Raw genomic sequence first — 22,850 nt, 5'->3', positions numbered from 1 at the left:
CGAATGCGCTATCGGCCGTTCGGCGTTGCGGGAAAGGCGGTCTCGGCGATCAGCCTCCTGTTGCGCGAGCCTGGCCGGCCGCAGCCGCCCGGGACCTGGCGCAACCTGGCCTTCGCGGCCATGGAGACGGGCGTCAACACCTTCGAATTCGAGGCCGGTTCGGAAGCCCTCGCCGAAGGGCTGCGCCTGGCCTTCGAGCCGGTGGAACGCCGGCTGCTGTTTGTGTCCCTGCGCCTGCCGGGCGACGGGCGCACGCCCACCGACGCTCAGCGGATCGAAGGCGCCATCCGTCAGGCGCTGCGATCCACCGCGGCGGCCTATCTCGACCTGCTGATGCTCGACGAGCGCGCCTACGCCACCCTGACCGCCGAAGGCGCACGCATGCTCGACGAGGTGCGCAGCGCCGGCCTCGCGCTCGGCGTCGGCGTCGTGGGCGAAGGTCCGGTGATCGACCAGGCCGTCGCCACCGGCGCCTTCGACGCCCTGGGCTCGCCCTTCAACCTCACCTCGGGATGGAAGATCCGCCGCCGCATCCGCGAGGCGGCCCACGCCAACATGGCGATCCTCGGCTTCGATCCCTTCCCGCCCGAACTGTGCCGGCTTCCCTCCGAGCCGCCGCAGAAGGGCGGGCTCTTCCGCCGCTCCGGTCCGAGCGCCGCCAGCGTCGGCCCGTACGCCTTCCTTCACGAGACGCGCGGCTGGGAGGCCGACGAGCTCTGCCTCGGCTACGCCCTGACCGAGCCCTCGCTCTCCACGATCCAGATCGAGGCCCTGCGGCCCGAGGTGATCGAGCGTCTCGGGGCCATTCCCGACCGCGACCTGCCCACCGGCCTGGCCGCCCAGATCGAGATGGCTCGGATCGATTCGCAGGCCGAAGGGCCGACCGCGCAGCGGGCCTGAGCGTCGATCGGCCGCGCCGCCTCGCTTGACCCCGCCGCGGCGGCTCCCTAGCTGTCAGACGACTCTGGATTCTATTCGAAAGGCCGTTCCCATGAGCGAGGCCATGACCGATCCCGCCCACGACTTCATCGCCAAGACGATCCAGGACCATCAGGTCGTCCTGTTCATGAAGGGCGTGCCCGAGCAGCCGCGCTGCGGCTTCTCCGCCGTCGTGGTGCAGATCCTCGACCACCTGGGCGTCGATTTCGTCGGCGTCGACGTCCTTCAGGACGATTCCCTCCGCGAAGGGATCAAGAGCTTCACCGACTGGCCGACCATTCCGCAGCTCTATGTGAAGGGCGAGTTCGTCGGCGGCGCCGACATCGTCCGCGAGATGTTCCAGACCGGTGAGCTGAAGCCGTTCATGGCCGAACAGGGCGTGCTGGAGGCGTGAGCCGGGCCTTCGAGCCGCCGGCGGGCCGGCGGGTCTTCACCCGCGACTTCACACCCCTCGACACCGACATCGACGCCAACGGCCACGTGAACAATGTGGTCTACCTGGCCTGGGCCCAGACCCTGGCCATCGCCCACTGGGACAGCGCCGCGACGGCCGAGGAGTCGGCCGCCTGGGCCTGGATCGCCCTGCGCCACGAGGTCGACTACCGCCGAGCGCTCCTGCCGGGCGAGACGGCGCATGGCCGGACCTGGGTGTCGGACAGGGCGGAAGGCCCGCGGTTCGACCGTTTCGTCCGCATCGACGGCCCGGACGGCGCCATGTGCGCCCAGGTCCGCACGGTCTGGTGCCTGATCGACCGGGCGACGGGACGCCCCCGTCGCGTGCCCGCCGAGCTGGTCGCCCGTTTCGGCTGAGCCTTCGCGCGGCGGCGCGGCTGAGGCATCATGCCCGCGAGGGACGTTCGCGAAAGGAGACCGGCATGGACGGGTTCGCCAGCCTCTTCTCCGCCTTCGGCCTGGCCAGCGCCGCCGGCTTCAACGCCTATGTGCCCCTGCTCACCGTCGGCCTGGTGGCGCGCTACACCGATCTTCTGCGTCTGGCCGAGCCGTTCGACGTGCTCACCCAGCCCTGGATGCTCGGCGCCATCGCCGTTCTGGCCGTGGTCGATTTCGTCGCCGACAAGATCCCGGCGGTGGACCATGCATGGCACGCGGTGGGCGCGATCGCCAATCCGGTCGCCGGCGCCGTCCTGTTCGCCGGCCAGCAGAACGTCCTGACCGAGGTTCACCCGGCGGTGGCGGCCGTCGCGGGCCTGATCGTGGCCGGCGGCTTCCACGGCAGCCGGTCGCTGGCGCGGCCGGTCTCCACCGCCGCCACGGGCGGCTTGGGGAACCCGGTGCTCTCGCTGGTGGAGGACGTGATCTCGGGCCTGCTCAGCCTGCTGGCGGTCTTCCTGCCGTTCATCGCCTTCGGCATGGCGGGCCTGGTGGCTGTGCTTCTGGTGCTGGGCGCGATGCGTGCGGCGCGATCGGTCCGGGCGCGGCGGCGCACGCCGATGCAGGTCTAGAGTCCGCGCCAGGCCACCAGCGGATTGAGCAGGAAGACGGGGTCGCGGGGCTTCAGGCCCAGTTCCTCATAGCTGAAGCTCAGGTCCACATGTCCGGCGACCAGGCTGCGGCAGGGATCGACGCGCTTGCGCCCGAAGGCCAGCGTCACAGCCTCGCCCTGGCGCTCCACATAGAAGGCGAAGTCCGCCTTGGTGGTGCAGCCGTTCGACGCCACGCGGATGGTCAGTTCACGCCCACGGGCCGTGGCCGAATAGAGCGGCTCCAGCTCCGCCAGCGGCGCGGACGACGGTGCCAGGATCGGCGGCGGAACGGTGGCGCATCCCGACAGGAGGACGAGCACGGAGGCGAGCATCAGGCCGCGGCGAGTCATGGGCTCAGTCGGCCACAAGCCGGCCCCCGACGAAAGGGCCAAGGCGAAACCTGCCGGGCGCGGGCGTGTTGCCTTCGGTGATGCCCGCCGAGATCGCCGTCACAGCCCTGATCGCCGTCCTCTTCTCCGCCACCCATGTGGCCGGTCCGACCCTGCGCTTCCTGCAGCGGACGCCGCGCAGCATCTGGCTGTCGGCGGCCGGCGGGGTGTCGGTGGCCTATGTCTTCGTCCACCTCCTGCCGGAACTGGCCGCCCACCAGGATACGTTCGGCGGCGAGTTCGAAGGCGGACTTCTCGCCGAGATGGAGAGCCACATCTATCTGATCGCCCTGGTGGGCCTGAGCGTCTTCTACGGCCTCGACCGGCTGGCGCGCACCTCGGCGCGGAAGGCCGGAACCGCCGGCGCGGCGCGGCGTCCCGGGACCGGGGTCTTCTGGATCCATCTGACCGCCTTCGCCGGCTACAACGTGCTGATCGGCTATCTCCTGCTGCACCGCGAGGCGGCGGACGGGCGCAGCCTGATCCTCTACGCCATCGCCATGGGCCTGCACTTCGTGGTCAACGATCAGGGCCTGCGCCAGCAGCACGGCTCCACCTACGACCACCGCGGCCGCTGGATCCTGGCGGCCGCCCCGCTGATCGGCTGGGGGATCGGCCTGATCGGGCCCGCACCCACCCTGCTGGTCTCCAGCCTGTTCGCCTTCCTGGCCGGCGGGGTGGTGCTGAACGTCCTGAAGGAGGAGCTGCCGGAGGACCGCGAAAGCCGGTTCTTCGCCTTCGCGGCCGGGGCGGCGATCTACGCCGCCCTCCTCCTGGCCAGCCGCTGACCTATTCCCCCGGATGGGTGAGGGCGTGCGGCCGGCGCGGCCTGAGCAGCGAGACCACGACGCCGCCCGCGAGCAGGGTGATCGTGATGCCGAGCGACCATGGCGCGGGGAACTTGCCGCCGAAGAAGAGGTCCCCGGCGAAGATCTTGAAGCCGATGAAGACCAGCACCAGCGCCAGGGCCACCTTCAGATAGTGGAAGCGGTGGACCGCGTTCTCGAGCGCGAAGTAGAGCGCCCGCAGGCCGAGGATGGCGAAGATGTTGGACGTGTAGACGATGTAGGGATCCTGGGTGATGGCGAAGATGGCCGGCACCGAGTCGATGGCGAAGACGAGGTCGGCGAACTCCACCAGGACCAGCGCCAGGAAGAGCGGCGTCACGAAGAGGACGAGCTTGCCGCTTGCCGGATGCGGCTCCTTCACGAAGAAGCGCGAACCGCGGAAGCCGTCGCTGACCCGCAGGTGGTTGCGCAGCCACTTCAGCAGGGCGTTGTCGGTGAGGTCCTTGGCCTCCTCCGCATCGCTCGAGAAGGACTCCTTGAGCATCTTGGCGCCGGTGAAGAGCAGGAAGGCGCCGAAGATGTAGAGGATCCAGGCGAAGTTCGCGACGAGCGCGGCGCCGACGCCGATCATGATCGCCCGCAGGACGATGACGCCCAGAATGCCCCAGAACAGCACCCTGTGCTGCAGTTCCCGCGGCACGGCGAAATAGGCCAGGATCAGCGAGATGACGAAGACGTTGTCGAGCGCCAGCGTCAGCTCGAGCAGATAGCCGGTATAGTACTCCACCGCCTTGTCGGCCCCGAGGTCCCACCAGACCCAGGCCCCGAACGTCAGACCGATGGCGATATAGGCCGCGGCGGTCTTCAGCGATTCCGCCGGACCGATGACGTGGTCCTTGCGGTTGAAGACGCCCAGGTCGAGCACCAGCACGGTCAGGACGATGCTGATGAAGAGCAGCCACAGCCAGGTGGGCTGGCTGAGGAAGGGAGATTGTAAAAAGGCGAGCAGAGAGTCCATCGGGCCCCGCACCTCTCATAGTCGCGGCGCCGCGTCCGCGCCTGTCGAGAGTGAAGATCCGACATCATCGCGACCGCCGTCGCGACCAGAGGGGCCCGGATCGTGGCGGGGAGATAGTGAGGCTTCTGCGGCGCGTCAACGGGGTCTGAGGCACAGCGCGCGTCGTCGAGGCTCCGGCGCCGGCGGCGCCGCGGCGCGGGGGGCGGAGCGCACGAAAAAGGCCCCGGATCGCTCCGGGGCCCTTCGCAAGTCGAAAGTCGTCGAGGCCTTAGGAGGCGTAGAATTCGACGACGAGGTTCGGCTCCATCTTCACCGGATAGGGCACTTCGGCCAGTTCCGGGGCGCGGACGAAGGTGGCCGACAGGCCCTTGCCGTCGACCTGGATATAGTCGGGCGTGTCGCGCTCGGACGAGGCGACGGCTTCCAGCACCAGGGCCATGTTGCGCGACCGTTCGCGGACCGACACCACATCGCCCGGCTTCACGCGGTACGACGGGATGTTCACGCGCTTGCCGTTCACGGTCACGTGGCCGTGGTTCACGAACTGGCGGGCGGCGAACACGGTCGGCACGAACTTGGCGCGATAGACGATGGCGTCCAGGCGGGATTCGAGCAGGGCGATCAGGTTCTCCGAGGTGTTGCCCTTGCGGCGGGCGGCCTCGGTGTAGATGCGGGAGAACTGCTTCTCGGTCAGGTTGCCGTAGTAGCCCTTCAGCTTCTGCTTCGCGCGCAGCTGCAGGCCGAAGTCGGAAACCTTGGACTTGCGGCGCTGGCCATGTTGACCGGGGCCGTAGGAGCGCTGGTTCACCGGCGACTTGGCGCGGCCCCAGACGTTCTCGCCCATCCGGCGGTCGAGCTTGTACTTGGCGGAATGACGCTTGGTCATGGATCACTCTTCTTCATCGACGCGGCCCGGCGCCCCCAGTAGCAGAAGCGCGATCTCAACGGCGTAGCCCGCATCACCCGTAATGCATTCCGCACCGCACAGGCGACCTGGCGGCGGGAAAGGGGCGGTCTATGACGGCTGGGGGAGCGAGTGTCAAGGCGCGCAACCGAAGGGCCGCCGGTCCATTTCGCCTGACATGCCGCGCTTCCGACGCCTCCGTCTGCTTCGCTTCGGCCTCGGGGCCGCCCCGGCCCTGCTGCTCTCGGCCTGCATCGTCTCTCAGCCCGAGGACATGAGCCTGCAGAGCCCCGACGGCCAGTTCGTCCTGGAGGCGGACTTCTCCGGCGGCGGGATCACCCTGGTCCCGGGCCTGTCGGCGGAGCTCTCGCTGCGCCACCGGGACGGCGAGCCGACGCAGGTCGCGACCCTGGACGCGATCCGCCAGCTCGAGCTCGCCTGGACGGAGCCGCGGACCCTGCGCATCTGCGCGCAAGGCGCGGAGCCCGCGCAGGATCAGACCGTCACCGTCGATACGCCGCAGGGTCCCGCCGACTTCCAGGTCAGCTACGGCTGCCCGGCCCGCCCTCCGGCCGGCGGCTAGAGCGCCTCCACCGGCGGCAGGCGGTAGACGCCGTCCAGCAGTTCGGGCTTCGGCAGGTAGGTCCGCATGAAGAGGGCGAAGGGACCGGCCGGCGCGGGCAGCCAGTTGGCCCGCCGCCCCTCCCCCGGATCGGCATGGCCGATCCAGATGTCGAGCGACCCGTCGTCGTTATAGGTCAGGCCCTCGGTGCGGTCGCCGATGGCGTAGCGGTCGAGCGGGTTGTCCGTGAAGAAGAACTGCCCGTCCTCGGTCGCCTCGTAGAGGGAGAGGCTCCAGAAGGAGTTCACCGGCGGCAGGCGGTCGGCGGCGAAATGCAGACGGTAGGCCCGGTTCCCGTCATAGAGCGCCCGCGGCAGGTCGCCCTCGCCGCGCATATAGGTCGCCTCCACCACCGGCAGGGCCGCGAGCCCGCCGAGCGCCACGCCGGCGCGATAGCGGTAGTCCTGGCCAAAGTCGCCCAGCTTCGACGACGGATAGGACCATCCCTCGATGTAGTTCGGGCCTGTGATGCCGCCGCGGCGGACCGCCTTGCGCGCCTCGGCCACCCCTTCCTCGATCTCGGCGATTTCGGCGGCGGAGAAGCGCGACGGATCGAAGCCCTCCAACAGGCCGAGGGGCGCCATGCGCTCCAGGACGGCGAGATCCGTCGCCGGCGGCGGGTTGAGCCGCATCAGGGTCGAGACGGCGGCGAAGAATTCGGGCCAGGGCGCGCCGCGCTGGGCCACCGCCGGCGGCGCCTCGACCGCCGGCCCCTGGATGGAGACTCCCGCCTGGACGCCGCGGGCGGCCTCCAGGTCGTGCGGGCCGTCGACCAGGATGCGGGCCAGCGCCCAGACGTGGTTGGTGGGCGCACGGACCACGCGCGGCCCCTCGGCGGCCTCGGTCGGCCCCACCAGCGTGAAGGTCCCGCCGTTCGGCCCGGTCGTCCGCGTGCCCAGAACGGCGAAGCTGTTGGTGTAGGCGTCCATCAGCTGCAGCGACAGATAACGCTCGCCCGCCGCCGGGAGGGTGATCGTCACCGGGCCGGCCGAAAGGTCGAGATGGGCCGACGAATAGAGGGTGTCGTTGTTGGGCGTGGTGACGGCGCGGTGCTTGTGGTTGGCCAGGTTCCGCACGTGGGCGAAGGCGTTCATGCTCTGGCCCAGCGCCTGGCCGCGCGACCGGGTGGTGGCGATCTCCACCAGGGGCAGGCCATAGAGCCAGGCCTCCGTCGCCGCCGTCTTCAGATCCGTCTCCGCCATCGCGTCCTCGCGCCCGCCCATAGGTTATCGTTGATCTCTTATGGGACCGGCCGGCGCCGTTGCGTCAAGTCTCCGCAGGCGGAGCGGCGTCCGACTTCTGGCGGGCCAGCTTCTCCAGCACCCGGCCGCGGCCGCGCGACAGGGCCGTGACCACCCCGCGGAAGGTGCGGACCTCCTGATCGCTGAACTGGGCCCGCCCGAGGGCCGAGCGCAGGTTCTGGATCATGGAAGGCCGCTTTTCGGGCGGATGGAAGAAGCCGGCGGCGTCGAGCTCGGTCTCCAGGTGGCCGTACAGCCCCATCATCGCCGCCTGATCGGCGGGCGGCGGCCCCTCGCGGAACTTCGGCGGCGGACCCGCGGCCTGGGTCATCCGCCACTCATAGGCGTTCAGCGCCACCGCCTGGGCGAGGTTGAGCGAGTGAAAGCGCGGATCCACCGGAACCGTGACCACCGCCTGGCAGAGGGCCACGTCGGAGGTCTCCAGCCCGGCCCGTTCGCCGCCGAACAGCAGGCCCGTCCGCATCCCTTCCGCGGCGGCTTCGGCCAGCCGGGCCGCCGCCTCCCGCGGGGTGATCACAGGCAGCTGCAGCTCGCGCGGCCGTGCCGTGGTGGCGAAAACCAGCTGCAGGTCGCCAATGGCGCCGGCCACGTCGTCGAACACCTGGGCCTCGTCCAGCGGCCAGTCGGCCCCGGACGCCGAGGCCCAGGCCCTGTCCTGCGGCCAGCCGTCCCGCGGATTGACCAGGCGAAGGTCCGAGAGGCCGAAGTTCGCCATCACGCGGGCGGCGGCTCCGATGTTCTCCGCCAGCTGCGGGGCGGACAGGATAATGCTTGGCGCGACGACGGAATTTGCGGTCATGTCGCGTTTTCAGTCCGAAGAGGCCGCGGGCGCAAGCCCGAGGCTCGGTGTTGGAGTCCCGCCGCATGCGTCTTTTGGCCTTACTGGTCGCCGCCCTCCTCGTCGCGGCCTGCGAGCCGGAGATGCCACAGACCGTCTCCACTACGCCGCGACTGGACGCTGAGCTGCTGGACGAACAGGGCGCGGACCTGGCGGTCCGGGCGACGGGCGGCGCCGACAACGCCCGCTTCGGCGCGGCGATGATCAATCTGGAGAGCGGCGAGCTGTGGGCCTTCAACGGGTCCGACCGCTTCCCGATGATGAGCGTGTTCAAGGCCCCGCTCGGGGCGGCCGTTCTGGCCGAGGTCGATGCGGGCCGGCTCGACCTCGACGAGACGATCACCTTGACCGACGAGGATCTCTCGCCGCCCTTCAGCCCGATCGCCGACGCCTATCCAGGGCGGCGGACCTATACGGTGGGCCAGCTTCTCGAACTCGCCGTCGGCCAGAGCGACAACACCGCCGCCGATGTGCTCATGCGGCGGATCGGCGGGCCGGGCGTGGTCACCGCCTGGCTGCGCGCCCACCGGATCGACGAGATGCGGGTCGACCGTTATGAGCGGCAGATGCAGCCCGAACTGGCCGGCCTGGACTCCTTCCGGCCCGAGTGGAAGGGCGAGAGCGCCTATGGCCCGGTCCACCGCGGCGTGCCCGACGACCGCCGCTTCGCCGCAACCCTGGCCTATATGCGCGATCCGCGCGACACCACGACGCCGCGGGCGGCGCTTCTCTTCCTGTCCAAGCTGTCGGCGGGCGAGCTGCTGTCCGAGGCCTCGACCGAACGCCTGCTGACCCTCATGAGCGAGACGACCACCGGCGCCGATCGTCTGAAGGCCGGCCTGCCGGAAGGCGCGCGCCTGGCGCACAAGACGGGCACCGCCCGGACCGACTTCGGGATGAATCCGGCGACGAACGACATGGGCATCATCACCCTGCCCGACGGCCGGCGCTACGCCGTCGCCGTCTTCCTTTCGGGCTCGCCCCTGGACGGCGAGTCGCGTGAGGCGGTGATCGCCGATTTCGCCCGCCTGGCGGTGCGCGCCGCCGGCTAGGGCGGCGATGCGTCGAACGCCCGGTCACCCGCCGGAGCGAAAGCTCAGGCTTGCAGCCGCATTGCGCCCAGCAGCGGCCCTCCGCCGCGGCGGGGCGTGGCGTAGAGCCGGACGCCGGCCGATTCGCCGCGAAGCAGCCGCGCGGTGAGGTCCCCGGCGCCGCCGTTCAGGGCCACGGCCCGCAGGGCGCTGACCTCTCCCGCGCCCGGCTGCAGCACCTGGGTCTGGATGTCGAGCCGCAGCTCCTCGCCGGCGGGGCCGAAACTCCGGGCTTCCGCAATTCGGCCGATCAGGCGGCCGCGGCCGTGCAGGGACTGGAAATCCCAGGGCTCGGCCACGAGCACCAGGGCCGATGCGCCGACCACGCCCCGTCCGACGCCGGCGTTCATGCCGGCCTTATCTCGCTGAACGTCCACCGCGCCCGAACTAGCGGCGGGGCGTGACGTTCCCATGTCGCGCCAATGAAATCGGCTCGCGGCTTTGCGGTCCGGCGCTGGCCCTGTATACGGCCTTCAATCCCTCAATTCCGCCACGGAGCGCGCCTCGCCTATGGCCAAGATCAAAGTCGCCAATCCCGTCGTCGACATCGATGGGGACGAGATGACCCGGATCATCTGGAAGATGATCAAGGACAAGCTGATCTTCCCCTATCTCGACCTCGACCTGGCCTATTACGATCTGGGCATCGAGTATCGTGACGCCACCGACGACAAGGTGACGGTCGAAGCCGCCGAAGCGATCAAGAAATACGGCGTGGGCGTGAAGTGCGCGACCATCACGCCCGACGAGGCCCGGGTCGAGGAATTCGGCCTCAAGAAGATGTGGAAGTCGCCCAACGGCACCATCCGCAACATCCTCGGCGGCGTCGTCTTCCGTGAGCCGATCATCTGCAAGAACGTGCCGCGGCTCGTATCGGGCTGGACCCAGCCGATCATCGTCGGCCGCCACGCCTTCGGCGACCAGTATCGCGCCACCGACTTCCTGGTGCCCGGCAAGGGCAAGATGACCATCCGCTGGGAAGGCGAGAACGGCGAGACCGTCGAACACGAGGTGTTCGACTATCCGGGTTCGGGCGTGGCCATGGCCATGTACAACCTGGACGACTCGATCCGCGAGTTCGCCGAGGCCTGCCTGGCCTACGGCCTGAACCGCAAATACCCGGTCTATCTCTCGACCAAGAACACCATCCTCAAGGCCTATGACGGGCGCTTCAAGGACATCTTCGCCGAGATCTACGAGACCAAGTACGCCGAGCAGTACAAGGCCGCCGGCATCACCTACGAGCACCGCCTGATCGACGACATGGTGGCCTCGGCCCTGAAGTGGTCCGGCGGCTTCATCTGGGCGGCCAAGAACTATGACGGCGACGTGCAGTCCGACCAGGTGGCTCAGGGCTTCGGCTCTCTGGGCCTGATGACCTCGGTGCTGATCACGCCGGACGGCAAGACCATGGAGGCCGAGGCCGCCCACGGCACCGTCACCCGCCACTATCGCCAGCATCAGCGGGGCGAGAGCACCTCGACCAACTCCATCGCCTCGATCTTCGCCTGGACCCGCGGCCTCAGCCACCGGGCCAAGCTCGACGGCAACGAGGAGCTCGCCAAGTTCGCCGAGACGCTGGAGAAGGTCTGCATCTCCACCGTGGAAAGCGGCTCCATGACCAAGGACCTCGCCCTGCTGGTGGGCGACACCCAGGGCTGGCTGACCACCGAAGGCTTCATCGACAAGGTGGCGGCCAACCTCGACAAGGCGCTCGCCGCGGCCTGACCGGCTCAGATGCGGGCGGGCGTGGCGCGTCGCGCAGGTCCGCCCGACTCGGCGACGTTGCGGAAGCGGCGATAGCGTTGCGATAAGTCGCGCACGTCGGCGCTGTTGGCGAACCCCCGCCGGCCGTCGCTGAGGGCGAGGTCGGCGTGGCGACGCAGGGCCTTCAGGCGCGAGCGGTCCCGCTCCTGCTCGGCCACCAGGGTCAGCACCTCCATCATCCGGATCAGCACGGCCGGCGATGAAGCGCCGTTCTGGCGGATCATGTCGAACATGGCGTCCGTCAGCCCGTCATAATCCGTCACGGGCCGCACCAGCACCGCGCGCCCGTCCCGCACGCTCACGCCCGTGGGGAAGTGACGGCGCGAGACTTGGCACAGGGCCGCCCCCAGCTGGTCCAGCACGGTCATGGCGGTCATCGGGTCGTTAACGCCTGGCGAAAGCGCGCGGACGGCGACCTCCACCAGCTGACGGACGCTGTATTCCAGGTCGCCCGCCGCCGAGCGCCGGCCGCCCAGGGCCATGGCGCGGTTGATCGCCTCGGCCGCCCCCTCGGCCGGCGGCGAGACCAGAGCCACCACCCCGCCGGGCATCAGGAAGTCCCCATGGCGGACCAGCAGGCGGATGCAGACCTCCTTCTCGCAGGCCCAGTCGGCGAGGACGTCTTCGTCCAGTTGCTGCAGATAGCCGTGCCGGTCGTCGCGGATCTGATCGGCGCCGGACCAGTCCGCCTCCTGCCGCGGCGGGGCGTCGGGGGCCTCCTTCGTCAGGCTGTCCAGCGCATTGAAGAGGTCGCGCCGGACGAGCTCGATCACGGTGTCGATATTGATCCGCGAGGCCATGTGCTGGACGAAGTAGACCAGCAGGGCCACGCACAGCAGGGCCAGGACCATCGCCCCGGCCAGGGCGACCTGGGGCACGAAGACGTTGTCCTCGCCGCCGCGCACCTGCCGCAGGACCACCAGCGAATAGGCGAAGGAGCCCAGGAAGACGCCGAGCGTAACCTGGTTGCCCCGATCGCGCGTGAAGTTGTCCAGCAGGCGCGGCCCCATCTGGCTGGAGGCGAGCGTCAGGGCCGCAATGGTGATCGAAAAGAGCGTGCCGGTGACCCCGATGGTCGAGGAGGCGATGGCGCCCAGGAGCGTGCGCGCGCCCGTCTCGCCCCCGCTGTAGAGGCGTTCCTTCAGCCAGTCCGGCGCCCAGCCGGCCGTGTCGGCGTGGATCGCGCCCTCGGCGCCGAGCAGGCCGGCCAGCACCAGCAGGGCCGGCAGGACCCAGAAGGTGCGGCGCAGGTCGTCCAGGAGTTTTCGAAGCCTCGCCCCCATGGCCCCCTCAACGCGCCAGTTTCGCAGCCGCTCCCGGCCTGAACCCGCTGCGGTGGCGAGCCGGCCGGCCGCGTGTTAACCCTTGGCCCGCGGCAGGGGGATCCTGGATGGTGCGACGCCAGCTTTTCAACATCGTCCTTCTGGGTCTTGTCCTTTTCGCCATCGCCTTTGCGGCCGCGCCCTGGTTCGCCTTCCGGGCGCTGAAGGCCAATGCGCGCGATCAGGACGTCGCCGGCCTCTCCGAGCTGGTGGACTTCCGCGCCCTGCGCACCAGCCTGCGCGCCCAGGTGCGCGCGCCCGAGCCCGAGCCGGCCGCCGCGCCAGACGCTCGCCCGGACATCTGGCGCGATCCGCTGGGCGCCATGCGCCGGGCGCTGGAGCCCCTGGCCGAGCCCCTCGCGCCGCTGACCGCGCCGCCGGCCCGGATCGAGCCCTATCTGACCCCCGAGGGCCTCTACGACCTCACCCGCGGCTACGAACCCGGGACGGCCCCGCCCGAACCGCCGCCGCCGGAGGGCTTCGTCGCCCGGGCTGACGCGGCGATGCGCGATCCCCTGCCGGCCGTGCGCTTCTGGGGGATCAATCGGGTGCGGTTCGAGGTCCATCCGCCGGAGCGGCCGGCCGAGATCACCGTGCTGACCTTCCAGCGCGTCGGATGGTTCGACTGGAGGCTCGTGCACGTGCGCCTGCCCGAGCGCGACGACGCCTGAGCGCATTCGGCGACCGTGGAGCTCATCGCGCGCATTGCGCCCTTCTTCGCCATCATCGCGGCGGGCGCCCTGGCCGGCCGCCTGGGCCTGCTGAACGCGCGCATCGGCGGCTGGCTGTCGGCCTACACCTTCTGGATCGGTTTCCCGGCCCTCCTGATCCGCTGGCTGGGCGACGCCCCGCCGCCCGACGCAGGCCAGGCCGTGGCGCTCGGCGCCTACGGCGCCGCCATGGCCGGCCTGATCCTGGCCGTCTGGGCGTTCGCGCGCCGCGCCGGCTGGACCCCGCAGGCGGCCGCCGGCCTGCCGATGGTGAGCGTGGTGGGCAATACGGCCTTCCTCGGCGCCCCGCTGGCGGTCGCCGTGCTGGGGACCGCCGTGCGCCCGCTGGCCGCCACCCTGGTGGCGGTGGACTTCATCCTGCTGATGGGCGTGGCGATCGCCATCCTCCAGACCGGCGCAGCCAGCCTGGGGATCGGCGCGGCCCTGCGGCGCGTCCTGGCCAACCCCACGGTCCTCGGCGCCGCAACCGGCCTCGCCCTCTCGGCGACAGGCGTGCGGCCGCCCGGCCTGGCCGACCAGGGCCTGAGCCTGCTCGCGGCGACCGCCAGCCCGGTGGCCCTCGTCGCCCTGGGGGGCCTGATCGGACGAGACGGCGGTCTCCCGGCCCGACGGGACCTGTCGCCGCTCGCCCTGGCGCTGGGCGTCAAGCTGCTGGCCGCCCCCCTCCTCGTCTGGATCGCGCTCGGCCTTGTGGGCGCATCGGCCGAGGCGCGCGCCACGGCGACCCTGCTGGCGGCATGTCCCACGGCGGTGAACGTCTTCATCCAGACACGGGCCTTTGGCGTCTTCGCCCGCGGCGCGGCCGAGGCCGTGGTGGCCGGAACCGTGCTGAGCGCCCTGACCCTGACCCTGATCGCCCACTTCCTCAGCTAGATTGTTCTTGTTATGTTCCAGTCGCGGGCCAAGGGGGCCCCGATGACGGGAGAGCATCCATGAACCATCCGCCGACGATCGGCTATGTCACCCTGGGGGCCGAGGACCACGGCGCGGCCCAGGCCTTCTACGACGCCGTCCTCGCCACCTTGGGCCTGAAGCGCCAGCATGAGTTCGAGGGCTGGACCGGCTATGGCCGCGAAGGCGACGCGAGCGGCCAGTCGGTCTGGATCTGCAAGCCGTTCGACGGCCAGCCGGCCAGGGCCGGCAACGGCGTCATGCTCGGCTTCTACGCCCAGACGCCGGACGTGGTGGACGCCTTCTACGCCGCGGCCATGGCCAATGGCGGGACCGACGAGGGCGCGCCGGGCATGCGCCCACATTATGGCGACGGCTGGTACGCGGCCTATGTCCGCGACCCGCAGGGCAACAAGCTGGCCTGCGTGCGCCCGCCGGCGGCCTGAACCGGGCGCACGCCTGCGCGGCGATCAGCCGGCGATGGCCGCCTTGATCGCCGCCAGGCCTTCCTCGGCCTTGGCCCCGTCCGGCGCGCCGCCCTGGGCGAAGTCGGGCCGGCCGCCCGCGCCCTGGCCGCCCATGGCGACCACGGCGGCCTTGGCCAGATCCGGGGCGGCGAAGCGGTCCTTGGCCGCGCCGGTCACCGCCACGGTGACGGCGGCCTTGCCCTCGGCCACGCCGATCAGGGCGATGATCCCGTCGGCGACCTGCTTCTTGAACTCCTCGGCGATGGGCCGCAGGTCCTTGCCGCCGACGCCGTCCATGACGCGCGCCAGCTCCTTCTCGAGCTTGCGGCGCTGGGCCTCCAGGGCTTCGACGCGGGCGCCGACCTCGGCCACGGGAACCTTGAACTGCTCGGCCAGGGAACGGGCGACCTGGGCCTGGTCCAGCAGCCAGCGGCGCGCCGCCTCTCCGGTCAGGGCCTCGATCCGGCGAACGCCGGCGGCCACGCCGCCCTCGGAGACGATCTTGAAAAGGGCGATGTCGCCGGTGCGCGCCACATGGGTGCCGCCGCACAGCTCGACCGAATAGGCGCCTTCCCCTTCCAGGGCATGGCCCAGGGTCAGCACGCGCACGACGTCGCCGTACTTCTCGCCGAACAGAGCCATGGCGCCGGCCTCGATCGCCTCCTGAGGCGCCATGTCCTTGGTCTCGGCGGGCAGGTTCTGGCGGACGACGGCGTTCACCTCGGCCTCGATGCGGTCGATCTCGTCCGGCGTCAGCGGCTGGCCGTGGCTGAAGTCGAAGCGGATGCGCTCGCCATCCACCATCTGGCCCTTCTGCGACACGTGGGGGCCAAGCACATTGCGCAGGGCCGCGTGCAGCAGGTGGGTGGCCGAATGGTTGGCGCGCGTGGCCGTGCGCCGCTCGGCGTCGACCGCCAGGCGCACCCGCGCGCCGGGGACGAGTTCGCCCTCGGTGACTTCCAGCACGTGGACGTGCAGGTCGCCGGCCTGCTTCTGGGTGTCGAGGATGCGGCCGCGGCCGCCGTCCCACTCCACCTCGCCGACATCGCCGGCCTGACCGCCGCTCTCGGCGTAGAAGGGCGTGCGATCGAACAGGACCTGGCCGGTCGCTGCGGCCGGCAGGCGATCGGTCTCGACGCCCTCCACCACGATCGACAGGGTTTCGCCCGTGGCCTCGGTGGTGTCGTAGCCCACGAAGGCGGTGGGGCCCAGCCGATCACGGAGGGCGAACCACTCGGCCGCAGCCGCCACCTGGCCCGAGCCCGTCCAGGCCTCGCGCGCCTGGTCCTTCTGGCGCTTCATGGCCGCATCGAAGCCTTCCAGATCGACGGTCACGCCCTTGGCGCGCACCGCGTCCTGGGTCAGGTCGAGCGGGAAACCGTAGGTGTCGTAGAGCTTGAAGGCGGTCTCGCCCGGCAGGACCCCGCCTTCGGACAGTTCGGCCGTCGCCTCTTCCAGCAGGGTCATGCCGCGGCCGAGCGTCCGGCGGAAGCGTTCTTCCTCCTGGCGGAGGGTCTCGGTGATCACCGGCTCGGCGCGGCGCAGCTCCGGATAGGCCTCGCCCATCTCCTGGACGAGGGTGGGCACGAGCCGGTGCATCAGCGGCTCGGCGGCGCCCAGGATGTGGGCGTGGCGCATGGCCCGGCGCATGATCCGGCGCAGCACATAGCCGCGGCCTTCGTTGGAGGGCGAGACGCCGTCGGCGATCAGGAAGCTGGTGGAGCGCAGGTGGTCGGCGATGACCCGGTGCGACGGGGTCGCCGCGCCCTCCGCCTTCACGCCCGTCGCGTCCTCGGAGGCGGCGATCAGGGTGCGGAACAGGTCCGTCTCATAGTTCGACTTCACGCCCTGCATGATGGCGGCCATGCGCTCCAGGCCCATGCCGGTGTCGATCTGCGGCTTGGGCAGCGGGCGCTCGGTCCCGTCCTCGAAGCGCTCGAACTGCATGAAGACGAGGTTCCAGAACTCCAGGAACCGGTCGCCGTCCTCGTCCGGGCTGCCGGGAGGGCCGCCGGCCAGTTCCGGACCCTGATCGATGAAGATCTCCGAACAGGGGCCGCAGGGGCCGGTGTCGCCCATGGACCAGAAGTTGTCCGCGGTGGCGATGCGGATGATGCGATCGTCGGAGAAGCCGGCGATCTTCTTCCACAGGTTCGCCGCCTCCTCGTCGGTATGGAAGACGGTGACGAGCAGCTTGTCCTTGGAGAGGCCGAACTCCTTGGTGATCAGGGTCCAGGCGGACTCGATCGCCCCTTCCTTGAAATAGTCGCCGAAGGAGAAGTTCCCCAGCATTTCGAAGAAGGTGTGGTGACGCGCAGTGTAGCCGACATTGTCCAGGTCGTTGTGCTTGCCGCCCGCGCGGACGCACTTCTGGGAGGAGACGGCGCGCGGCGCCGGCGGAGTCGCCGCGCCCGTGAAGTAGTTCTTAAACGGCACCATGCCGGCGTTGACGAACATCAGCGTCGGATCGTCCTGCGGCACGAGCGGGGCCGAGGGCACGACGAGGTGGTCGCGGACCTTGAAGAAGTCGATGAAGGTGCTGCGGATCTGATTGAGGCTCGTCATGGCTTGCATATAGGCAGTGGCAGGCGGGCTGCGCAGGGGAAGTTTCGCCGTCGTTTAAGGGAGTTGCCTCCCACCGCAAAAGGAAAAGGACGCCCCGGGCGAGCCAGGGCGTCCTCCTCCGCCGATGCGGCGGCGCGTTGGGGTCCAGATCAGAGCCGGGCGCCTGTGTCGGCGGGGACGCCCGGTCCGGGCGGTCGCGACGCCGCGCGGCGGAAAGCTTAGTCCTCGGCGTCCTCGGGCCCGCCCACCAGCAACTCCTCCTCGATCTTGGAGGTGGCGCCGCGGACAGCCTTCTCGATCTCGTCGGCCACGTCGCGATTGGCCTTCAGGAACTCGCGGACATTGTCGCGGCCCTGGCCGATGCGCTGGCTGTTGAACGAGAACCAGGAGCCGGATTTCTCCACAACCCCGGCCTTGACGCCCAGGTCGATGATCTCGCCCAGCTTGGAGATGCCCTCGCCGTACATGATGTCGAACTCGACCTCGCGGAACGGCGGAGCGACCTTGTTCTTCACCACCTTGACCCGGACATTGTTGCCGACGATCTCGTCGCGCTGCTTGACCGAGCCGGTGCGGCGGATGTCGAGACGCACCGAGGCGTAGAACTTCAGGGCGTTGCCGCCCGTGGTCGTCTCCGGGCTGCCGTACATCACGCCGATCTTCATGCGGATCTGGTTGATGAAGATGACGAGCGTCTTGGCCTTGGAGATGGACGCCGTCAGCTTGCGCAGGGCCTGGCTCATCAGGCGGGCCTGGAGGCCCGGCAGGCTGTCGCCCATCTCGCCTTCGATTTCCGCCCGCGGCGTCAGCGCGGCCACGGAGTCGATGACGATGATGTCGATGGCGCCCGAACGCACCAGGGTGTCGGTGATCTCGAGCGCCTGCTCGCCCGTGTCGGGCTGGGAGACCAGGAGATCGTCCAGGTTCACGCCGAGCTTGTGGGCGTAGGACGGGTCGAGCGCGTGCTCGGCGTCCACGAAGGCGGCCGTGCCGCCGGCCTTCTGCACCTCGGCGACCACATGCAGGGCGAGCGTGGTCTTGCCCGAGCTTTCCGGCCCGTAGATCTCCACGATCCGCCCCTTGGGCAGGCCGCCGATCCCGAGCGCCAGGTCGAGCCCGAGCGAGCCGGTCGAATAGGACTCGATCTCCACGATCTTGCCCTTGTCGCCCAGCTTCATCACCGAGCCCTTGCCGAAAGCCCGATCGATCTGAGACAGCGCCGCCTCGAGCGCGCGCTGCTTATCGCCTTCTTCGCGTCCCACCAGTTTCAATGCCGACTGTGCCATTTGAGAGGGACCCCTTATCCCATGATTCCGCCGATGCGGCGGGCGGACCTGGCCTTTGGCCCGCCTGTCCGCCGCGAGAACCATGCGTACCGGATTTGTTCTCTGTTCGCAAGATGTTCTCCCCGGCCCCGCCCGACGGCGAGCCGCGCCCGGCGCGCGCGGGCGCGCTCACGGCTCCAGCGGCTCCATGCGGCATTGCTCGGGCGCCCTGCCCGTCCGGGTCCCCGCCGATCAGGCCCCTGGCCCCGAGCGCCTTGGCGAGCTCGCCCGCGAGGGCGGAACGCCGGTCGCCCAAATGCGAGCCTGGGCCGCCGAACTTCCCGTCATCTGCACACCTCGTAGGCGCCGGCTCAGTTCGGGTCACAATTTCGGGAGCGATTCCGCGTTCTGGCCCTTCTTTGGCCAAACCGGTCCCCGACACGGGGCCTGACCTCCACAGCCAGGGAGCCGAAGCCGGCGTGTCATCCGGAGCCTTCAGCACGGCCGCGAAGGGCCTGAGCCGTCGCGATCTGGTCCTTGCGGGGTCGGCGCTGATGCTGGGCGCCGCGGGGCCTGCGCCTTTCGGCTTCGGCGCGGTGGACGCCCTGGCGCGGGACCTGGCGGATCGGCCCTTCGCCGAGCCGGACCGCCGCCTGCCCGCAGCGCTCGCCGCCCTGGACTACGACACCTACCGCCAGCTCGGCTTTCACGACGACAGGGCGCTATGGGCCGACCAGCCCCTGCCCTTCCGCGCCCAGTTCTTCCATCGCGGGGGGCTCTTCCCGGAGAAGGTCGAGGTCTTCGAGGTGGCCGACGGCGCGACGCGGCCGGTCGCCTACGACCCGCACATGTTCCGCTACGGCCGCGGTCCCTTGAGCGACCTCGTCGCGCTGGACGATCCGAACCTGGGCTTCGCCGGCGTGCGCCTGCTCTATCCCCTGAACCGCGCCGACAAGTTCGACGAGGTGACGGCCTTCCTGGGCGCGAGCTATTTCCGCGCCGTGGCCAAGGGCGGCGTCTACGGCGCCTCGGCCCGCGGCCTGGCCATCGGCGCCGGCGAGGCGGGCGAGGAGTTCCCCCGCTTCCGGTCCTTCTGGCTGGTGCGCCCGGACCGAGGCGATACGAGCCTGGTGGTCTACGCCCTGATGGACAGCGCGAGCCTGACCGGCGCCTATCAGTTCACCATCACGCCGGGCGAGGCGACCTTCACCGACGTCCGGGCGCGGCTGCATCCGCGCACCGAGGTCGCGCGAGTCGGCTTCGCCCCGCTCACCAGCATGTTCCTGTTCGATCCCCAGACGGCGGGACGCTTCGACGACTTCCGGCCCCGGGTGCACGATTCCGACGGGCTCGCCATGGCCAACGGCGCGGGCGAACGCCTCTGGCGGCCGCTGTCCAATCCTCAGGGGGAACTTCAGGCCAGCGGCTTTCAGGACGCCGGCCCCCGCGGCTTCGGCCTCCTTCAGCGGGCGAAGGGCTTTTCGGCCTATCGCGACCTGGAGGCGCGCTACGATCTGCGTCCCAGCCTCTGGGTCGAGCCGCAGGCCCACTGGGGCGAAGGCGAGGTCCGGCTCGTCGAGATCCCGGCCCGGTCCGAGGCGGTGGACAACATCGTCGCCGAGTGGCGCCCGGACGGCATCCTGCGGCCCGGCCGTCCGCAGGCGCTCGACTACCGCCTCCGCTGGGGGCCGGAACCGTCGGCCGCCGACCTGGCCCAGGCCGCGCTCTGGCGCGAGGGCCGGGGGGACGACGGCGGCTGGCGACGCGTGATGATCGAGTTCGAAGGCGCCCCGGCGGCCGTCGCCCTCCGCCCCGAGGTCAGGGCCGGCAGCCGGCCCGTCCGCAACGTCGTGGCCGAGCCGAACCCGGTGACGGGCGGCTGGCGGCTGGCCTTCGAATTCGCCCCCGGCGAGGCGCGCGAAGTGGAACTCCGCGCGCGCCTCCTCGACGAGAGCGCCCCCAGATCGGAAGTTTGGACCCGCCGATGGACAGCCTGACCCCCTCGCCCGTCCGTCCGGCGCGAAAGCGGCCGCCGCGCGCGCGGCCGCCGGCGCGCCCGCGCCGCCGCCCCCAGGCCCGGCCCGCTGCGCGCCCGCCCAAGGCCGATCAACCGGCCCTGCGCTCCCTGCCCCCGCGCCAGCCGCTGGACATGCCCGAACAGCGGCTCGACCTCGCCCCCGGCGCCCGGGCCGAGCTCGGCTCCCCGGCCTGGCGGCGGGCATTGCTGATCGGCATGACCGCGGCCATGACCGCTGCGGCCGGCCTGAGCATGGCCGATCTGCTCGCGCCCGGCGGCTTCGGTCCGGCCGACGCGGGCATGCTCGCCCTCTTCTGCATCCTCTTCGCCTGGATCGCCTTCGCCTTCCTGAGCGCGGCGGCCGGACTCGTCCTCTCCTGGCGCGCGGCTCAGGCCCGCTGGAGCGCACGGCCGGTGATCCTCACCCGCACCGCGCTGCTGGCGCCGGTCTACAATGAGGACCCGGGGCGGGTGCTGGCCGGCGTCGAGGCCATCCATGAGGACCTGGCCGCCTGCGGCGTGGCCGAGCTCTACGACATCTATGTGCTGTCGGACACGCGCGATCCGGACATCGCCCGCGCCGAGGCCACCGGCGTGCTTCGCCGGCGGGCGCGCACCGGCGCGCCGGACCGCTTCTTCTATCGCCGGCGGGCGATGAACCGGGACAAGAAGGCCGGCAACATCGCCGACTGGGTGCGCCAGTTCGGAGCCGGCTACGAGGGCATGGTGATCCTCGACGCCGACAGCCTGATGAGCGGGGACACGCTTGTGCGGCTCACCGCCGCCCTCGAGGCCGATCCCAAGGCCGGGCTGATCCAGACCCTGCCGACCATCATCAACGGCGAAACGCTGTTCGCCCGCATGCAGCAGTTCGCCGGCCGCGTCTTCGGCCCCTCCGTCGCGCAGGGCCAGGCCTGGTGGTCGGGCGCGGAGGGCAACTACTGGGGGCACAACGCCATCATTCGCACGCGCGCCTTCGCCGCATGCGCGGGCCTGCCGCACATCGGCGGCGGCAAGCCCTTCGGCGGCCACATACTGAGCCACGACTTCGTCGAGGCCGCCCTTCTGCGCCGAGGCGGCTGGGCGGTGCGAATGGCCGCCCACCTGGAAGGCAGCTATGAGGAGGCTCCGCCCTCCCTGCCGGACATGGCGGTGCGCGACCGCCGGTGGTGCCAGGGCAATCTCCAGCATGCGGCCGTGCTGCCGGCGCGGGGGCTGCACTGGGTCAGCCGGCTGCACCTGGCGCGCGGCATCCTCTCCTACGCCACCGCGCCGCTCTGGCTGGGCTTCCTCGTCCTGGGCGGCCTGGTCTGGGCGCAGCAGCGGCCGCTTCCGGACGCCGGCTCGCCCACGGGCGCCGCCATGCTGTTCGCCGTGACCATGGCGCTGCTGCTCGCGCCGAAGCTGCTGGCCGTGGGCCTGGCGGCGGCGATTCCGGCGGCGCGACGCGCCTTCGGAGGCGCGGTCAGGCTGTTCTCCGGATTCGTGGGCGAGGTCGTCCTCTCCTCGCTGATGGCCGCACCCCTGATGCTGATGCAGAGCCGCGCGGTGGCCGACGTCCTGCTCGGCCGCGATTCAGGCTGGAACGCCCAGACCCGCGACGATCCGCAGATTTCCCTGGCCGACGCCTGGCGCCGTCATCGCCGCCACACGGTGATGGGCCTGGTCTGGGCCGCCGGGGCCATGGCCGTCGATCCCATGCTGCTCGCCTGGACGAGCCCCCTGGCGCTCGGCCTCGTCCTGTCGGCGCCCCTCACGGTCTGGACCTCCCGCGCCAGGTCGGACCGGGGTTTCGGCCTCTTCCGCACGCCGGAGGACGTCGCCCCGCCGCGGGTGATTTCGCGTGCGGCGGAGCTGCGCGCGCGGCATGAAGGCGAGGCCGCGATCCGGCGGCAGATCGACAAGCTGATGGCCGCCCCCGTGCCCGTCCACACACCGGCCCTGCCGCGCGTGAGGGTCCGGGAGGCCGCCTGAGCGGAGGCCTTGATGAGCGAGACGACCACAATCCGGCACACCGGCGGCTGCCTTTGCGGCGGCTATCGCTACGCCGTCACGGGCGCGCTGGCGGGGGTCCAGTTCTGTCACTGCAGCCAGTGCCGGAAGGCGCAGGGCGCGGCCTTCGCCGCCAACATGCCGGTGGCCCTGGCCGACTTCGAGATCCTGGCCGGCGAAGAGCTGCTGCAGGTCTTCGAGTCCTCGCCGGGCAAGGAGCGCGTCTTCTGCGGCCGTTGCGGTTCGCCCGCCTTCAGCCGGACCTCGGCCCGTCCCGGCTTTGTCCGGATTCGCGCCGGCACGCTGGACGCGCCCGCCAAGCCGCCGCTCGGCTTCCACTTCTATGTCGACTCCAAGGCCGACTGGTGGGCGTTCGACGCCGATATTCCGCGCTACGGCGAACGCGCGCCGGCCTAGGGCGTGGACTCATAAGCTCTGAGCCACAGGCGGGTTGAGGCGAGCAGGACGGCGGCGAGGAAGTTCCTGGCCAGCTTGTCG

23 protein-coding genes and 1 pseudogene are annotated in these 22,850 nt (G+C 70.6%); 14 read left to right on the top strand and 10 right to left on the bottom strand.

What is annotated here, in order from left to right; all coding sequences use genetic code 11:
* Window positions 1–3 precede the first annotated feature (3 nt).
* The 4 genes from H2041_RS15965 to H2041_RS15950 all read left to right on the top strand — a co-directional run bounded on the left by H2041_RS15965 (window position 4) and on the right by H2041_RS15950 (window position 2,402).
* The gene (locus H2041_RS15965) at window positions 4–900 is read left to right on the top strand and encodes a hypothetical protein (RefSeq protein ID WP_293414379.1); all 897 of its coding nucleotides are present in this window, start codon (window positions 4–6) and stop codon (window positions 898–900) included.
* 91 nt (window positions 901–991) lie between these two features.
* Window positions 992–1,333, top strand: a complete 342-nt coding sequence (grxD, locus tag H2041_RS15960) for a Grx4 family monothiol glutaredoxin (protein ID WP_293414377.1) — start codon at window positions 992–994, stop codon at window positions 1,331–1,333.
* On the top strand, window positions 1,330–1,749 hold the full coding sequence (locus tag H2041_RS15955; protein WP_293414375.1) for a thioesterase family protein: 420 nt from the start codon (window positions 1,330–1,332) through the stop codon (window positions 1,747–1,749). The genes grxD and H2041_RS15955 overlap by 4 nt, the downstream gene beginning before the upstream one ends.
* A 65-nt stretch (window positions 1,750–1,814) precedes the next feature.
* The gene (locus tag H2041_RS15950) at window positions 1,815–2,402 is read left to right on the top strand and encodes a DUF4126 domain-containing protein (RefSeq protein WP_293414373.1); all 588 of its coding nucleotides are present in this window, start codon (window positions 1,815–1,817) and stop codon (window positions 2,400–2,402) included.
* Here the strand turns inward: H2041_RS15950 and H2041_RS15945 are convergent.
* Window positions 2,399–2,773 carry a hypothetical protein gene (locus H2041_RS15945; RefSeq protein WP_293414371.1) on the bottom strand — a complete coding sequence of 125 codons (375 nt, stop codon included), beginning with the start codon at window positions 2,771–2,773 and terminating at the stop codon, window positions 2,399–2,401. The genes H2041_RS15950 and H2041_RS15945 overlap by 4 nt on opposite strands.
* An 80-nt stretch (window positions 2,774–2,853) precedes the next feature.
* Between H2041_RS15945 and H2041_RS15940 the strand changes: the two genes are divergently transcribed.
* Complete coding sequence (locus H2041_RS15940; RefSeq protein ID WP_293414369.1) at window positions 2,854–3,600, top strand: hypothetical protein; 747 nt, start codon at window positions 2,854–2,856, stop codon at window positions 3,598–3,600.
* A 1-nt stretch (window position 3,601) separates the two neighbouring features.
* Here H2041_RS15940 and H2041_RS15935 read toward each other — a convergent pair whose 3' ends face one another.
* Together H2041_RS15935 and rpsD are read right to left on the bottom strand one after the other, a co-directional pair.
* Complete coding sequence (locus H2041_RS15935) at window positions 3,602–4,618, bottom strand: TerC family protein (RefSeq protein ID WP_293414367.1); 1,017 nt, start codon at window positions 4,616–4,618, stop codon at window positions 3,602–3,604.
* Between the two features lie 268 nt (window positions 4,619–4,886).
* Entirely contained in the window at window positions 4,887–5,504 is a 618-nt protein-coding gene (gene rpsD, locus H2041_RS15930) for a 30S ribosomal protein S4 (RefSeq protein ID WP_293414365.1), read from the bottom strand.
* 196 nt (window positions 5,505–5,700) lie between these two features.
* Between rpsD and H2041_RS15925 the strand changes: the two genes are divergently transcribed.
* On the top strand, window positions 5,701–6,105 hold the full coding sequence (locus tag H2041_RS15925) for a hypothetical protein (RefSeq protein ID WP_293414363.1): 405 nt from the start codon (window positions 5,701–5,703) through the stop codon (window positions 6,103–6,105).
* On the opposite strand, the gene H2041_RS15920 is transcribed toward H2041_RS15925, so the two are convergent.
* Both H2041_RS15920 and H2041_RS15915 read right to left on the bottom strand, forming a co-directional pair.
* The gene (locus H2041_RS15920; RefSeq protein WP_293414362.1) at window positions 6,102–7,346 is read right to left on the bottom strand and encodes a DUF1254 domain-containing protein; all 1,245 of its coding nucleotides are present in this window, start codon (window positions 7,344–7,346) and stop codon (window positions 6,102–6,104) included. The genes H2041_RS15925 and H2041_RS15920 overlap by 4 nt on opposite strands.
* A 64-nt stretch (window positions 7,347–7,410) precedes the next feature.
* Complete coding sequence (locus H2041_RS15915) at window positions 7,411–8,205, bottom strand: RNA methyltransferase (RefSeq protein ID WP_293414360.1); 795 nt, start codon at window positions 8,203–8,205, stop codon at window positions 7,411–7,413.
* A 65-nt stretch (window positions 8,206–8,270) separates the two neighbouring features.
* Between H2041_RS15915 and bla the strand changes: the two genes are divergently transcribed.
* On the top strand, window positions 8,271–9,296 hold the full coding sequence (gene bla, locus H2041_RS15910) for a class A beta-lactamase (protein WP_293414358.1): 1,026 nt from the start codon (window positions 8,271–8,273) through the stop codon (window positions 9,294–9,296).
* A gap of 44 nt (window positions 9,297–9,340) precedes the next feature.
* On the opposite strand, the gene H2041_RS15905 is transcribed toward bla, so the two are convergent.
* A complete protein-coding gene (locus H2041_RS15905) occupies window positions 9,341–9,685 on the bottom strand; it encodes a hypothetical protein (RefSeq protein WP_293414357.1) in 345 nt (114 codons plus the stop codon).
* A gap of 160 nt (window positions 9,686–9,845) precedes the next feature.
* Here H2041_RS15905 and H2041_RS15900 point away from each other — a divergent pair, with 160 nt between their 5' ends.
* Complete coding sequence (locus H2041_RS15900; RefSeq protein ID WP_293414356.1) at window positions 9,846–11,063, top strand: NADP-dependent isocitrate dehydrogenase; 1,218 nt, start codon at window positions 9,846–9,848, stop codon at window positions 11,061–11,063.
* Between the two features lie 5 nt (window positions 11,064–11,068).
* Here H2041_RS15900 and H2041_RS15895 read toward each other — a convergent pair whose 3' ends face one another.
* Entirely contained in the window at window positions 11,069–12,385 is a 1,317-nt protein-coding gene (locus tag H2041_RS15895; RefSeq protein WP_293414355.1) for a DUF2254 domain-containing protein, read from the bottom strand.
* A gap of 107 nt (window positions 12,386–12,492) precedes the next feature.
* Between H2041_RS15895 and H2041_RS15890 the strand changes: the two genes are divergently transcribed.
* The 3 genes from H2041_RS15890 to H2041_RS15880 are packed head-to-tail and all read left to right on the top strand — an operon-like array spanning window position 12,493 to window position 14,492.
* A complete protein-coding gene (locus H2041_RS15890) occupies window positions 12,493–13,095 on the top strand; it encodes a DUF2939 domain-containing protein (protein WP_293414354.1) in 603 nt (200 codons plus the stop codon).
* Window positions 13,096–13,110: 15 nt separating this feature from the next.
* Window positions 13,111–14,028, top strand: a complete 918-nt coding sequence (locus tag H2041_RS15885) for an AEC family transporter (protein WP_293414352.1) — start codon at window positions 13,111–13,113, stop codon at window positions 14,026–14,028.
* Window positions 14,029–14,087: 59 nt separating this feature from the next.
* On the top strand, window positions 14,088–14,492 hold the full coding sequence (locus H2041_RS15880) for a VOC family protein (protein ID WP_293414350.1): 405 nt from the start codon (window positions 14,088–14,090) through the stop codon (window positions 14,490–14,492).
* A gap of 24 nt (window positions 14,493–14,516) precedes the next feature.
* Here the strand turns inward: H2041_RS15880 and alaS are convergent, their stop codons facing one another.
* Window positions 14,517–17,078, bottom strand: coding sequence for an alanine--tRNA ligase (gene alaS / locus H2041_RS15875; RefSeq protein WP_293414348.1), 2,562 nt, complete (start codon window positions 17,076–17,078; stop codon window positions 14,517–14,519).
* A gap of 218 nt (window positions 17,079–17,296) precedes the next feature.
* Window positions 17,297–18,364, bottom strand: coding sequence for a recombinase RecA (gene recA, locus H2041_RS15870; protein ID WP_293414346.1), 1,068 nt, complete (start codon window positions 18,362–18,364; stop codon window positions 17,297–17,299).
* A 458-nt stretch (window positions 18,365–18,822) separates the two neighbouring features.
* On the opposite strand from recA, the gene H2041_RS15865 reads away from it, so the two are divergent.
* The 3 genes from H2041_RS15865 to H2041_RS15855 are packed head-to-tail and all read left to right on the top strand — an operon-like array spanning window position 18,823 to window position 22,769.
* Complete coding sequence (locus H2041_RS15865) at window positions 18,823–20,340, top strand: glucan biosynthesis protein G (RefSeq protein ID WP_293414344.1); 1,518 nt, start codon at window positions 18,823–18,825, stop codon at window positions 20,338–20,340.
* Complete coding sequence (gene mdoH, locus H2041_RS15860) at window positions 20,328–22,334, top strand: glucans biosynthesis glucosyltransferase MdoH (protein ID WP_293414342.1); 2,007 nt, start codon at window positions 20,328–20,330, stop codon at window positions 22,332–22,334. The genes H2041_RS15865 and mdoH overlap by 13 nt, the downstream gene beginning before the upstream one ends.
* Before the next feature lie 12 nt (window positions 22,335–22,346).
* Window positions 22,347–22,769 (top strand): GFA family protein, encoded by a 423-nt coding sequence (locus H2041_RS15855; RefSeq protein WP_293414340.1) that lies wholly within the window; start codon window positions 22,347–22,349, stop codon window positions 22,767–22,769.
* Here H2041_RS15855 and H2041_RS15850 read toward each other — a convergent pair.
* Window positions 22,766–22,850 (bottom strand): annotated as a pseudogene (locus H2041_RS15850) (IS5/IS1182 family transposase); the annotation flags it as partial. The gene H2041_RS15855 and the pseudogene H2041_RS15850 sit on opposite strands and share 4 nt — an antisense overlap.

Origin of the sequence: Phenylobacterium sp. (genome assembly GCF_013911965.1) — a bacterium.
In the GTDB taxonomy this organism is placed as follows: Bacteria; Pseudomonadota; Alphaproteobacteria; order Caulobacterales; family Caulobacteraceae; genus Phenylobacterium.
The sequence above is the reverse complement of the archived record's forward strand: the minus strand, read 5'-3'. Positions and strand labels throughout refer to the sequence as shown.